The 12,120-nt window shown below is 71.4% G+C and carries 11 protein-coding genes; 6 read left to right on the top strand and 5 right to left on the bottom strand.

Features of this window, described 5'->3' with window-relative positions:
- Position 1: 1 nt before the first annotated feature.
- The 3 genes from LCN96_RS12420 to LCN96_RS56515 form a co-directional block, all read right to left on the bottom strand.
- On the bottom strand, positions 2-1,390 hold the full coding sequence (locus tag LCN96_RS12420; RefSeq protein WP_225272747.1) for a glycoside hydrolase family 16 protein: 1,389 nt from the start codon (positions 1,388-1,390) through the stop codon (positions 2-4).
- Positions 1,391-1,622: 232 nt separating this feature from the next.
- Positions 1,623-2,345: a DUF5941 domain-containing protein gene (locus LCN96_RS56510; RefSeq protein WP_263657469.1), complete on the bottom strand. Its 723-nt coding sequence runs from the start codon at positions 2,343-2,345 to the stop codon at positions 1,623-1,625.
- The gene (locus LCN96_RS56515; protein WP_263657470.1) at positions 2,342-3,883 is read right to left on the bottom strand and encodes a CDP-alcohol phosphatidyltransferase family protein; all 1,542 of its coding nucleotides are present in this window, start codon (positions 3,881-3,883) and stop codon (positions 2,342-2,344) included. The genes LCN96_RS56510 and LCN96_RS56515 overlap by 4 nt, the downstream gene beginning before the upstream one ends.
- A 151-nt stretch (positions 3,884-4,034) precedes the next feature.
- Here LCN96_RS56515 and recO point away from each other — a divergent pair, with 151 nt between their 5' ends.
- Positions 4,035-4,769, top strand: coding sequence for a DNA repair protein RecO (gene recO, locus LCN96_RS12430; protein ID WP_225272748.1), 735 nt, complete (start codon positions 4,035-4,037; stop codon positions 4,767-4,769).
- Positions 4,766-5,539: an isoprenyl transferase gene (locus LCN96_RS12435; protein WP_225272749.1), complete on the top strand. Its 774-nt coding sequence runs from the start codon at positions 4,766-4,768 to the stop codon at positions 5,537-5,539. Before recO ends, LCN96_RS12435 begins: the two co-directional genes overlap by 4 nt.
- Here the strand turns inward: LCN96_RS12435 and LCN96_RS12440 are convergent.
- On the bottom strand, positions 5,536-6,318 hold the full coding sequence (locus LCN96_RS12440) for a bestrophin-like domain (protein ID WP_225272750.1): 783 nt from the start codon (positions 6,316-6,318) through the stop codon (positions 5,536-5,538). The two genes, LCN96_RS12435 and LCN96_RS12440, sit on opposite strands and share 4 nt — an antisense overlap.
- A 367-nt stretch (positions 6,319-6,685) precedes the next feature.
- On the opposite strand from LCN96_RS12440, the gene LCN96_RS12445 reads away from it, so the two are divergent.
- The 4 genes from LCN96_RS12445 to LCN96_RS12460 all read left to right on the top strand — a co-directional run bounded on the left by LCN96_RS12445 (position 6,686) and on the right by LCN96_RS12460 (position 10,810).
- Positions 6,686-7,906, top strand: a complete 1,221-nt coding sequence (locus LCN96_RS12445) for a serine hydrolase domain-containing protein (protein WP_225272751.1) — start codon at positions 6,686-6,688, stop codon at positions 7,904-7,906.
- Positions 7,907-8,002: 96 nt separating this feature from the next.
- Positions 8,003-8,410 carry a hypothetical protein gene (locus tag LCN96_RS12450; RefSeq protein ID WP_263657471.1) on the top strand — a complete coding sequence of 136 codons (408 nt, stop codon included), beginning with the start codon at positions 8,003-8,005 and terminating at the stop codon, positions 8,408-8,410.
- A 140-nt stretch (positions 8,411-8,550) separates the two neighbouring features.
- The gene (locus tag LCN96_RS12455; RefSeq protein WP_225272752.1) at positions 8,551-10,161 is read left to right on the top strand and encodes an ABC transporter permease; all 1,611 of its coding nucleotides are present in this window, start codon (positions 8,551-8,553) and stop codon (positions 10,159-10,161) included.
- Between the two features lie 124 nt (positions 10,162-10,285).
- Positions 10,286-10,810, top strand: coding sequence for an NUDIX hydrolase (locus LCN96_RS12460; protein WP_225272753.1), 525 nt, complete (start codon positions 10,286-10,288; stop codon positions 10,808-10,810).
- Between the two features lie 760 nt (positions 10,811-11,570).
- Here the strand turns inward: LCN96_RS12460 and LCN96_RS12465 are convergent.
- Entirely contained in the window at positions 11,571-12,101 is a 531-nt protein-coding gene (locus LCN96_RS12465) for a CGNR zinc finger domain-containing protein (protein ID WP_225272754.1), read from the bottom strand.
- Positions 12,102-12,120 lie beyond the last annotated feature (19 nt).

Here is a 12,120-nt window from a genome sequence, read left to right on the forward strand (position 1 = left end):
GTCAGGAGGTGGCGAAGGTGAACCAGTTGACGTTGACGAAGTCGGCCGGCTGCCCGGAGGAGAAGGTCAGGTACACGGTGTGCGTGCCCGTCACCCCCGAGATGTTGGCCGGGATCGTCCGCCAGCTCTGCCAGCCGCCCGTGTTGGCCAGCGCGAAGTCACCGATGGGCGCGGCCGTGGGGCTGTCGAGGCGGACCTGGACCAGCCCGCTCACCCCGGCCGCCGCCCCGGATGCCACCCGGGCCCTGAACTGGGTGGCGGGCGTCGAGCCGAAGTCGACCCCGTCGTAGCGCAGCCAGTCGCCGTTGCCGATGGCGCCGATGTTCTGGCCACCGCCGGTGTCGGTGGTGGTCTCGGTGATGGTGCCCGACTGGGCCTGGTAGCGCTCGGCCTGGATGGTGGAGCGGGCGTCCACGCCGCCCGGCGGGGTGGTGGGGTCGGTGCCGCCGCTGCCGCTCTGCCAGACGGCCACGTAGTCGACCATCATGGGCCGGCCGGGGACGGTGGCCGCGGTGGGGGTCGAGCCGCCGAGGGCGTTGGGGAAGGCGCCGCCCATCGCCACGTTGAGCAGCAGGAAGTAGCCGGCGTGGCCGGTCATGTTGTTCCAGGTGGTGGCGTCGAACTGCGACTGGTTCACGCCGTGGAACTGCTGGCCGTCCACGTACCAGCGCAGCTGGTTGGGGCTGACGCTGCGGTCCCACTCGAAGCGGTAGGTGTGGTAGGCCGACTGGCAGGTGGAGCCGGGGCAGGCCCGGCTGGCGCCGAGGCCGGTGGTCTCGTTGCAGGGGCCGCCCGGGTTGACGCCGCAGTGCAGCACTCCCCAGACGGAGTTGATGCCGTTGACGTTCTCCATGATGTCGAACTCGCCGATGGCCGGCCAGTTCCAGTAGTTGCCCCGGTACGGGGCCCCGAGCGCCCAGAACGCCGGCCAGTAGCCGAGTGCGGCGTTGCCGGTCACGTTCGGCATCTGGAGGCGGCTCTCGATGCGCAGGATCCGGCCGTCGGCGGGCTTGAAGTCGGCGCGCCTGGTCTCGATGCGCGCCGAGGTCCACTCCCCGGACGAGCTGCGCAGCGGCGTGATGCGCAGGTTGCCGGAGCCGTCGAGGCTGAGGTTGGCGGTGCTGGAGGTGTAGTTCTGGACCTCGCCGGTGCCCCAGTTGGCCGGGCCGCCCGGGTACGAGTGGCCGGTGTCGATGATCCAGTTGCTCGACGAGGGCAGGGTGTTGGCGGAGCCGTTGAAGTCGTCGGACCAGACGAGGGACCAGCCGGACGGGGTGGGCGGGACGCTGGCGGAGGCGCTGACCGCCAGCTTGACGAGCAGGCCGCTGAGTGCCACGAGCACCGCGGCCACGGCCGCCAGGCGGCGCCGGTGCCGGATCGCTGTTGTCATACTCGCTCCTGGGGGGTGCGGGAGCGCGCGGAGAGAGCGCTCTCTGCAAGATCTGAGCACAGCGTTTACCGGCTGTCAATAAACCACACAAGTGCTGCGAGGGCAGGGTGCGGAGGCTGACGGAGAGCGCTCTCCGCCCGGGACGAGAAACGCGGCGCCGCACAGGGGTGCGACGCCGCGTGACGCGAGCCACGGCGCACGGGAGGCGGCGCCGCGCCGGGCAGGCGGCGGGTCAGCCCTTCTCGGCCTCTCCGGTCGCCTGCTCCATGGCGTCCTCGGGGGAGGCCTCCAGGTCCTGCTCGGCGTCGGCGCCGGCCTGGGCGGAGGCCTTGTCCAGGCGCACCCAGCTCGTCACGCTCTCCACCGCGAACAGCACGAACAGGTACGCGGTCAGCACCGCCAGCACCGGCGTCAGCACGCCGAGCGCCGCCCCGACCCCGATGACCAGCAGCCGCAGCTCCCAGCCGAGCCCGGCCCGGAACACCCAGGCGGGCGGCCAGATGCTCTGCCGCGTGCGGTAGACGGTGTCGTAGGTGTGGTAGCCGACGACGTACACCAGCACGAACAGCAGCCACTTCGGCGCCTCGGCCGTCAGGCCGATCGCGATGATGGTGAAGAACTCGGCCGCGCGCAGCAGCGGCGGGGTGAGCCAGTCGAAGCGGCCCAGGTGGTCGCGCGGCGTGGTGGGCAGCACCAGCAGCAGCACGATCGCCACGGGCAGCAGGAGGATGGGGCCGCCGGAGCCGAGCAGCCCGGTGACCGTGACGGCGACCACGGCGAGCAGGGCCAGCAGCGTGGCGGGGACGGGGGGCAGGCCGGCGCCGATCTTGCCGGCGACGGCGGTGGCGAGCGGGCCGTCGTCGCGGTAGGCGACGAGGCGGGCGGTCTGGATGCGCCGGCGCTCCTCGTCGGGGTCGGGGGCGGGGGTGGCCATGGCCTGCGGCTGGGTGATCATACGAGCGACCTCATGAGGCGTCCGGTGAGGGTGTAGGCGGCGGCGACGGAGCCCCAGATCACGAGCGTGATGAAGGTGATCCGGGCGTCGAAGAGGGCGGCGGTGATCGCGATGGCCGCGAAGCGCTCGCCGATGGGGAAGACGATCATCTTACGCGCCCAGTGGACGGCACGGTACTTGCCCGCCTTCGTCCACATCTTCAGCACGCCGCGCAGGCCCTGGCTGCGCTCCACCTTGCGGGCGGTCAGCTTCTGGCGCAGGTCGCGGTCGTCGGGGGCGTCCAGCGGCGTCGTGGGCAGCGGGGCCGGGGGCTTCCTGCGGTTGGCGACGCCGAAGGAGAAGTCGAGCAGGTGACGTACGGACTGCAGGCCGAGCGCGGCCAGCGCCAGGATCCAGATCTCGTCGCCGTTGCCGGAGACCACCCAGCCGATGGCCAGGCCCGCGAAGACGACGTACTCCTTGAACCGGTCGAACGTCGCGTCCAGCCATGCCCCCAGCACGCCGAACTTGCGGGCGTAGCGGGCGACCTGCCCGTCCACGCAGTCGAAGACGAAGGCGAAGTAGATCAGCACCCCGCCCAGCACCATCCAGGGCCGGTCGCCGGTGGCGAAGCAGGCGGCCGCCGCCACGCCGAGGACGATCGAGATCAGCGTCACCTGGTTGGGCGTGAGCCCGCGCCGGGCGGCCCAGCGGGCGATGTAGCGCGAGTAGGTGGAGACGAAGAACGTGGTGAAGAAGCCGTCGGCGCCCTTGACGGCGTTGTTGAGCCGGGCGCGGTCCTCGTTCATCCCGGCCATCTCGGCGCCGGCCTCGTTGATCTCCTCCTGGGTGGTGACCCGGCGGTAGAACAGGTCGCGGCGGCCCCGGATGCCGACCGACACGCCGTTGCGCACCAGGCCGAACACGACGAGCTGGACCAGGTCGTCGTCGGCGCCGAACGTGTGGGCCAGCGCGGCCAGCTCGCGGCAGGTCTCGGCGAGCCTCGGCGCGTTGCGGGCGCTGATGTGCAGCGGGCCGAGCGCCACGGCGTTGGGCCGGGTCACGGCGTGGGTCGCGGTGCCGGCCGAGACCACGCGGGACTTGCCGACGCGGATGCGCACCGGCAGGCCCTCCACGCGGCTCATGCCGATCTCGGGCTCGGCCTCGTCGATGGGGATGCGATCCTCGGCGGCGTTGTCCTCCGGACCGTTCTCCTCAAGGCCGTTGTCCTCCGTCACCCCCACCCGCGGCTCTTTCGCGACGAGCGCCAGCGCACCGCGCTTGGACTTGGTGATCTGGTAGATCAGCTCGTCGTGGACGACAGAGTTCTCCGGGATGATGAACAGGCTCTCCGTTGCTTGCTCGGCGACGTCGGCCAGGGCGCGCAGGGCGGTCGCGACGTCGTCCGTCGGGATCGTGGCGAAGCGCGGATCCATGGAGGCGGCCTGGCTGCGCAGCCGTTCGGAAACGGTGGGATTGCCGGAAAGCGCGGCCAGCCTCAGGCCGGTCGGAGAGATGTCGGGGCCGGGCGAGGCGCCCAGCAGGACCACGCGGGTCATGACTCCCTTTCGAGGCGGTAGCGGGGGGTTGAACAACGGGTAATGCGGGGACAGACGTCAAAGTCTAGTGAGAGTGACGCAAAGTCGCGTCACAAGAGCATGCCCGTAACGTCCCGCCCACCGGTATACAGGTCGGCCGTAAGATGTCCGAGTGAGTCTCTACCGTGACGAAGGCGTGGTCCTGCGGACTCAGAAGCTCGGTGAGGCGGACCGCATCGTCACCATCCTGGCCAAACGCACGGGCAAGATCCGGGCGGTGGCGCGGGGCGTGCGCCGCACCAAGTCGCGCTTCGGCGCGCGGCTGGAGCCGTTCACGCACGTCGACCTGCAGTTGCACACCGGCCGCACGCTCGACGTCGTCACCCAGGCGGAGACGATCAGACCCTACGGAGAGGCGCTGGCCGTCGACTATCCCCGCTACACCGCGGGCAGCGCGATGCTGGAGACCGCCGACCGGCTCACGCACGGCGAGAAGGAGCCGGCGCTGCGGCAGTTCCTGCTGCTGGTGGGCGGGCTGCGCACGCTCGCCGACCGCGGCCACGAGGCCAGGCTGGTCCTCGACGCCTACTTCCTGCGCTCGCTGGCCGTGGCCGGTTACGCCCCCGCGCTGGAGGCGTGCGCCAAGTGCCAGGCGCCGGCGATCAGGGCGTTCGCCATCGTGGCCGGTGGCGTGGTGTGCGGCGGGTGCAAGCCGGCCGGCTCGGCCGTGCCCGCGGGCGAGACGATCGGGCTCATGACGGCGCTGCTGCGCGGCGACTGGGCCACCGCGGACGCCTCCGAGTCGCGCCACCGCAGCGAGTGCAGTGGTCTGGTGGCCGCATATCTGCAGTGGCACCTCGAACACGGAATACGCTCTCTCCGACACGTCGAAAGGGAGCCCGCGTGAACGTACGACCGCCGTCCCCGCACCCGTCGGGGGCCACCCCGCCGCCCATCCCGCGCGAGCTGGTGCCCCAGCACGTCGCCATCGTGATGGACGGCAACGGCCGCTGGGCCAAGGCCCGCGGCCTGCCTCGCACGGAGGGGCACAAGGCCGGCGAGTCCTCGCTGTTCGACGTCATCGAGGGGGCCATCGAGCTGGGCATCCCCTATCTGAGCGCGTACGCGTTCTCGACGGAGAACTGGAAGCGGTCGCCCGACGAGGTGCGCTTCCTCATGGGCTTCAACCGCGACGTGATCCGGCGGCGGCGCGACGAGCTCAACGCCATGGGCGTGCGGGTGCGCTGGGCGGGCCGGCCCGGGCGGCTGTGGAAGAGCGTCATCTCCGAATTGCAGACGGCCGAGGAGATGACGCTGTCCAACCGGACGCTCACGTTGCAGTTCTGCGTCAATTACGGCGGCCAGGCCGAGATCGTCGACGCCGCCGTCAAGCTGGCGCAGGACATCGCGGCCGGGCGGGTCAAGGCGGGCAAGGTGAACGAGAAGGTGTTCGCCCGCTACCTCGACGAGCCGGAGATCCCGCCGGTGGACCTGTTCCTGCGCTCGTCGGGGGAGCAGCGCTTCTCCAACTTCCTGCTGTGGCAGTCGGCCTACGCCGAGATGGTCTTCCTCGACCGGCTCTGGCCCGACTTCGACCGGCGGGACCTGTGGGACGCCTGCGAGATCTACGCCAAGCGCGACCGGCGCTACGGCGGGGCGATCCCGAACCAGGTCTAGCCGGCGCCCAGCGCCCGGATGCTGTCGAAGCGTTCGAGAGCCTGCTCGAAGGCGGCCGGGGTGATCGAGATGCCGCCGCTGAACGGGAAGTCGAGCTGGTAGACCAGGAACAGCAGCAGGCCCACCATGCCGCCCACGGCCGCCGCCATGCTGACGTGCACCCTGCGGTTGGCGCTGCCGCACAGCACCGCGGGCAGCAGCGCGACCAGCCCGCAGCCCGCCAGCGCCACCCACAGCAGCGGCGGCACGCCGGTGTCGGCCATCTGGGCGCGCGAGCGGCGGGCGTCCAGGACGGCCTGCATGCGGCCCATCGCCTGCCCGTAGCGGGCCGACGGGCCGCTGCCCTCCGGCTGGACGGTCTGGAAGAAGGCCCGCAACTGCTCGGAGCCTCTCCAGGCGTTCTGCGACAGCCGGTGCTGCTCGGCCATCATGGGCCACTCCTCGCGGATGACCGTGGTGGCGTAGCCGGTGGCGAGGGTCTGCAGGGTGGCGCGCTGGGGCGCGGGGAGCGTGCGGGAGTACCAGAAGACGTCGGTCAGGTTGCTGGCCTCGGTCGCGCTGGTCTCGGTGGCGGTGTTGACCTGGTTCCACGCGGCGACGACGACCAGGCCGATGCTGACGGCGAACAGGGTGCCGACGATACCGGTGATCACGCCGCTGCTTTCGCGGTAGTCCAGGCGGGTCTGGGCGGGGATGGCGCGGTTGGCGGCGTACGCGGCCAGGCCCGCGAGGGCGGCCATCGTCAGGGCGACGAGCAGGCCTATGGTGGCGATGAGCAAGGTTGCCTCACTTTCTGTGCATGAATGATTGCGTAAAGTGAGGGTCGATTTCCAGGGGATCTTTCGGGCCGGTCGCCGGGACGCGCGCTTCAGACGGCGAGGACGTTTAACCCGGGGGTTAATGCAGCCTTGCGTGGTTTGTCGTTGTTCCAGGTGGTTGCTCGCGCCGATCCTAGTGGCCGGAGGAAACGGGCCACTTGCTGGAGTGGCGCGACGGCGGCCGCCTCATCGATGCCCCCGCCGCCGAGCCGGGATGCCGTGTCAGTGGCCGCGTCAGCACGGTGGCGGCCCGGTATCAGGCCGCCCAGCGATCGTGGACGCCATGAACGGTCCGGCGAACCGGACCACCTGACACCAGGAGATTCTGATGAACAACGGCTTCACCGCGACGGGTCTGCGCAGGCTGCGGGACGTGCTGGCCAGGCACGTCGACTCCGGGAAGATCCCCGGCTTGGTGGCCCTGGTCAGCCGAGGCGGCCAGACCCACGTCGAGGCCATCGGCACGATGCAGCACGACGGCGGCGCGCCCATGCGGCGCGACACCATCTTCCGGATGGCCTCCACCTCCAAGCCCGTCTCCATCGCCGCCGCGATGGTCCTGCTGGACGAATGCCGGCTGCGCCTGGACGACGTGGTGGACCCCTGGCTGCCCGAACTGGCCGACCGCCAAGTGCTCACCAGCCCCGACGCCGAGCTGGACGACACCGTCCCGGCCCGCCGCCCCATCACCGTCCGCGACATCCTCACCTCCACCTTCGGCCTCGGCCTCGACTTCACCGCCCTCGGCAAGCCCATCATGAACGCCGTCTTCGCCCAGGGCCTCACCCCCAACCTGCCGACCGAGGTCCCCGAACAGGACGAATGGATGCGCCGCCTCGGCGAGCTGCCGCTGATGCACCAGCCCGGCCGGCAGTGGCAGTACCACATCAGCAACGACCTGGCCGGCGTCCTGGTCTCCCGGGTCACCGGCCAGAGCTTCGAGGACTTCCTGCGCGAGCGCATCTTCGCCCCCCTCGGCATGACCGACACCGGCTTCCACGTCCCCGCCGACCAGCTCGACCGGCTGCCCACCCTGTACGCCCCCGACCCCGCCACCGGCGAGTTCCTGGCCTGGGACGAGCCCAAGGACGGCCGCTGGAGCAAGCCCCCGGCCTTCCAGGGCGGCGGCGGCGGCCTGGTCTCCACCGCCGACGACTACCACGCCTACTTCCGCATGCTGCTCAACGGCGGCCTCCACAACGGGCAGCGCATCCTGTCCCGCCCGGCCGTGGAGCTGATGACCACCAACCGGCTCACCCCCGAGCAGAACGCCCCCCGCACCGCCCTGGCCCGCGACAACGTGCACATCTCCTTCGGCCAGGGCCAGCAGGGCGGCTGGGGCATCGGCATGGCCGTGCGCACCTACCGCGGCGACTACGCCCCCATCGGCCAGTTCGGCTGGGACGGCGGCAGCGGCACCTCCGCCTACGCCGACCCCGCCAACCAGCTCACCGGCATCCTGCTCTGCCAGCTCGGCTACAGCGTGCCCAACCCGGCACACCTGATGAGCGACTTCTGGACCACCGTCTACCAGGCCATCGAGGACTGACCCGCCCCCTTCATCCACCAGGCCACCGGCCCCCGCCCCCCACCACCTCGTCCACCAGGCCACCGGCCCCCGCCACTTCCCGACAAGGAGCACCCGATGTCCCTCACCCTCACCGACCAGGACAAGGCCACCATCCGCACCGCCGCCTACGGCGCCGTCTCGCTGATCGCCGCCGCCGACGCCACCGGCAAGCCGCACCGGGCCGCCACCGACGGCAGCATCGCCCTGTCCTCGGCCACCGGCCCGATCGGCCACGTGCTGGCCGCCAGGACCAAGGACATCAACCTCGACGGCAAGTCCGTCGCCGAGCTGGCCGACCACGTCCTGCCGGCCCTGACCACGGCCATGAGCCTGCTCAAGCAGCAGGCCCCGGAGGAGGCCGGCAACTTCCGCGGCACCGTCCTGGTCGCCGTCGAGGCGGCCACCAGCAGCCACCAGGGGCGGCCCGGCCCGGTCGTGGCCGACATGATCGACAAGATCACCGCCGCCCTCGACGCCGCCTGAGGGGACGCCTCCTCAGTCCTGGCGCCCGCTTGCCGCTCCGCTATACACAGGTATAGCCTTCTGTTCGACAGAACAGTCGGCTATACCCATGAACAGGAGCTGGTCGCGGTGACTGGACCGTTCGACCGCCGGGAGCGCCCATGACCGCCACTCTCGGCACCGGCACCCTCGCCCGCCTCGCACTACGCCGTGAGGCGGGCCTCGCCCCCTGGTGGATCCTGCTGATCGTGGCCATGGCCCTGGCGATGGTCGCCTACGTCAACAGAGCCATGGGGACGTACGAGCTGAAACTCACCTACCTCGAGGTCATCGACCGCAGCCCGTTCCTGCACGCGATCGGCGGTGGCGTCGTCGAGCCCCGCCTGGAGGTGCTCGCCACCTGGCGCAGCGCCGGCTTCCTGTACGTGGCGAGCGCGTTCGCGGCCCTGATGTCCGTCATCCGCCACACCCGCAGGGAGGAGGACGCGGGCCGCAGCGAGCTGGTCCTCGCGGGCAGGGTCGGCCGCTCCGCCCCGCTGACCGCCGCGCTGCTGGTCGCCGGTGGGCTCAGCCTGGCCGGTGGCGCGCTGGCCGCCGTCGCGCTGATCGGGGTGGGGCTGGAGCCGGTCGGCTCACTCGCCTACGGCGCCGGCATCACGGTCGCGGGCTGGATGTTCGGCGGCGTCGCGGCGGTCGCCGCGCAGCTCGCGCGCACCGCCCACACGGCCACCGTGATCGCCACGACCACGCTCGGCGTCGCGCTCACGATGCGCTTCGCCGCCGACGCGAGCGGGATGCTGTGGCTGAAGTACCTGTCGCCGGTGGGCTGGCTGCACCTGGCGCGGCCGTACCAGGACGAGCGCTGGTGGCTGCTCGGGGTCTGCGCCCTGGTTTCGGCGATCCTGTACGGGGCCGCGTACGGGCTGCTCGGTCACCGCGACCTCGGCTCGGGGCTGCTGCCCGAGCGCCAGGGGCGCGAGTCGGCCCCGGAGCTGCGCGGCCCGGTCAGCCTGGCCTGGCGGCTGCATCGCGGGCTGCTGGCGAAGTGGGCGGCGGGGGTGGCGGTGTTCGCCGCGCTCGGCGGCTCGCTGAGCCCGCTGGCGCGGGACCTGATCTCCCGGCCGAGCATCATCGTCGACAACATCACGCAGCTCCTCGGCATCTCCACGGGCACGAGGATGCTCGGCGGCTACGTCTGGTACCTCGTCCTCATCCTCGCCTACGCCGTCGCCCTCCACCCGGTGCTCATGACGCTGCGGCTGCGCGCGGAGGAGACCTCGGGCCGCGCGGAGGCGCTGCAGGCCGCCCCGATGACCCGCCTGCGCTGGGCGGCCGGCCACCTGCTCGTGACCGCCCTCGGCACGGCGGGCCTGATGGCCGTCGCGGGGCTCGTCTTCGGCGTCGTCTACTCCCTGCTGGTCGGCGACCTCGCCACGGACCTGCCGTCCTTCCTGGCGGGCGCGCTGAGCACCGTCCCCGCGGCCTGGTGCGTGGGGGCCGTGTGCGTGCTGGCGTACGGGCTGGTGCCGCGGGCGAGCGTGGTGATCGCCTGGCTCGCGTGGATCCTGACCGCCGCCCTGGGCCAGGTCGTCGGGCCGCTGTACGGGCTGTGGGGCGGCAGCCCGCTGGAGCCGTTCCACTACATCGGCAACGCGATGCTCGGCCCGGCCTTCCAGCCCGCCCCGACGGCGGCGCTGCTCGCGGTCACGGCCCTCCTGACGGCCACGGGCCTGCTCGCCCTGCGCCGCCGCGACTTCGGCACCGCCGGCTGACGCCCCTGGATCACCCGCGAGTGCCTTGAAGGCGGCTGACGGCCCCCGGTCGTGTGCGAGCGCCTTGACAAGGCGGCTTGTAACGTGGTGCCGGTCCAGGTGTCGCACTCAGGGGAGCGGTCGCATGCGCTGGCAGGTTCACTCCGAAGAACCGCTGTACACCGACCGCTGGGTCGACGTCCGGGTGGCGGACGTGGAGCTCCCGGACGGCAGGCACCTCGACCATCGCCTCATCCGCACCGCGCCGGGCGCCGGGGCGGTCGTCCTGGACGGCCGGCGACGCGTACTGCTCATCTGGCGCCACCGCTTCATCACCGACACCTGGGGCTGGGAGATCCCCATCGGCAAGATCGACGAGGGCGAGGAGCCCGTCGTGGCCGCCGCCCGCGAGGTCGAGGAGGAGACCGGCTGGCGGCCCGGCCCGCTGCGGCCCCTGCTCTACACCCAGCCCACCAGCGGCCTGTCCGACTCCGAGCACCACATCTTCCGGGCCGACAGCGCTCAGTACCTCGGGCCGCCTGTGGAGGCTTGGGAGGCTGAGCGGGTCGAGTGGGTGCCTCTGGCGGACGTCCGGCGGCTGATCGACAAGCGCGATCTCGTCAGCGGGACCAGCATGACGGCGCTGCTCTACGTTCTCACGGAGGGGTAGCGGTGAGGGCCGCGCCCTGAAGGCATCGCACTGGCTCCTGTCGGTGAGCCGGAGGTTGAACAGCTGCCGGGCGAGGGTGCTCGGCGAGACCCAGAGGTCGCACGCCGGCCGGGCGAAGTCTCCAGTGGCCAGGTGAGCTGCTCAGCTCTCCTTCGCAGCACCGTGGCGGGCGGCAGCAGCTCGGCCGCGAAGGCGTTGGCGCGTTTCTCGGACGGCTGCCGTCCGTGATCGGCGATGGTGAACCGCTGGCGTGCGGGGATCTCCGAGGTGCCCACCACGATCAGGGCGCTGTGGTCGTCGGACCAGGGACAGGCCGTCGAAGCCGTCGGGTGATATCCGAGCAGGGCGAGGTCGGCTCGGAGGTCGGCGATTGTGGCCAGGTCCGGCGAGGTGAAGCTCCGGAGGCCCGCGAGTGACTCGGACGGTCTGAGGACGTCGAGGTCCGCCTTGACGCGAACTCCGTCTGGTCGAGGCCGCTTGCCGTGATCAGCTGGTGTACGCGGGCTGCTGGTCGTCGTCCAGTCATGTGGTGCTCTGCACCATGACCTCTCTCTTGGGGGACGGGGCTACTGCTCGGACAGTCGTTTCGCGTACTGGCGCAGGTGCGGCCGATCTTGGGGGAAGGCGCCCTCCCAGTCCTGTGAGAGGGGAACCCACGCGACAGGCTGATCGATCTCCGCGGTGATCCGCAGCGACCGGGCCACGACGGCTCCGTAGGACAGGCCGAGCGTGACGCTCAGAGCCCCTCCAGGCTAAGACTTCAGGCGCGGCGGCGGGCGCGGTACGCGGCCACGTGCATGCGGTTCCCGCACGTCCGGCTGTCGCAGTAGACACGCGACCGGTTACGGGACTCATCCACGAAGACCCGGTCGCAGTCAGGCGCCGAGCACGTGCGCAGGCGTTCGGCCTCGCCCTCCACGAGCAGGTGGGCCAGGGCGACCCCGCAGTCGGCCGCCACGTGCTCGGCGAGGGAGGCGTCGTTGGCGAAGTAGTGCACGTGCAGCGGGTGGCCGTCGTGTTCCGTCAGGCGGGGGGTGATGCGGGTCTCGGCCAGGAGGGCGTTGAGGGTGCGGACGGCGGTGGGCTGGTCGGGGGCGGTGAAGACGCGGTGGAAGGCCTCACGGACCATGCGGACCTGGCCCAGGTCGCGGGCCGTGAGCTTGCCCACCCCGCTGACCTTGCGGGACTCCACGAACGCCTGCAGCTCCGCCAGGCCGGACAGCCCTTCTTCGCCGCCGGTGGACGGCGAGGTGTTGACCAGTTCGACAACGGTGGCGAGAGAATGCACCATGTCATGGCCAAACGGCATG

The organism is Nonomuraea gerenzanensis (assembly GCF_020215645.1).
Lineage (GTDB): Bacteria > Actinomycetota > Actinomycetes > Streptosporangiales > Streptosporangiaceae > Nonomuraea > Nonomuraea gerenzanensis.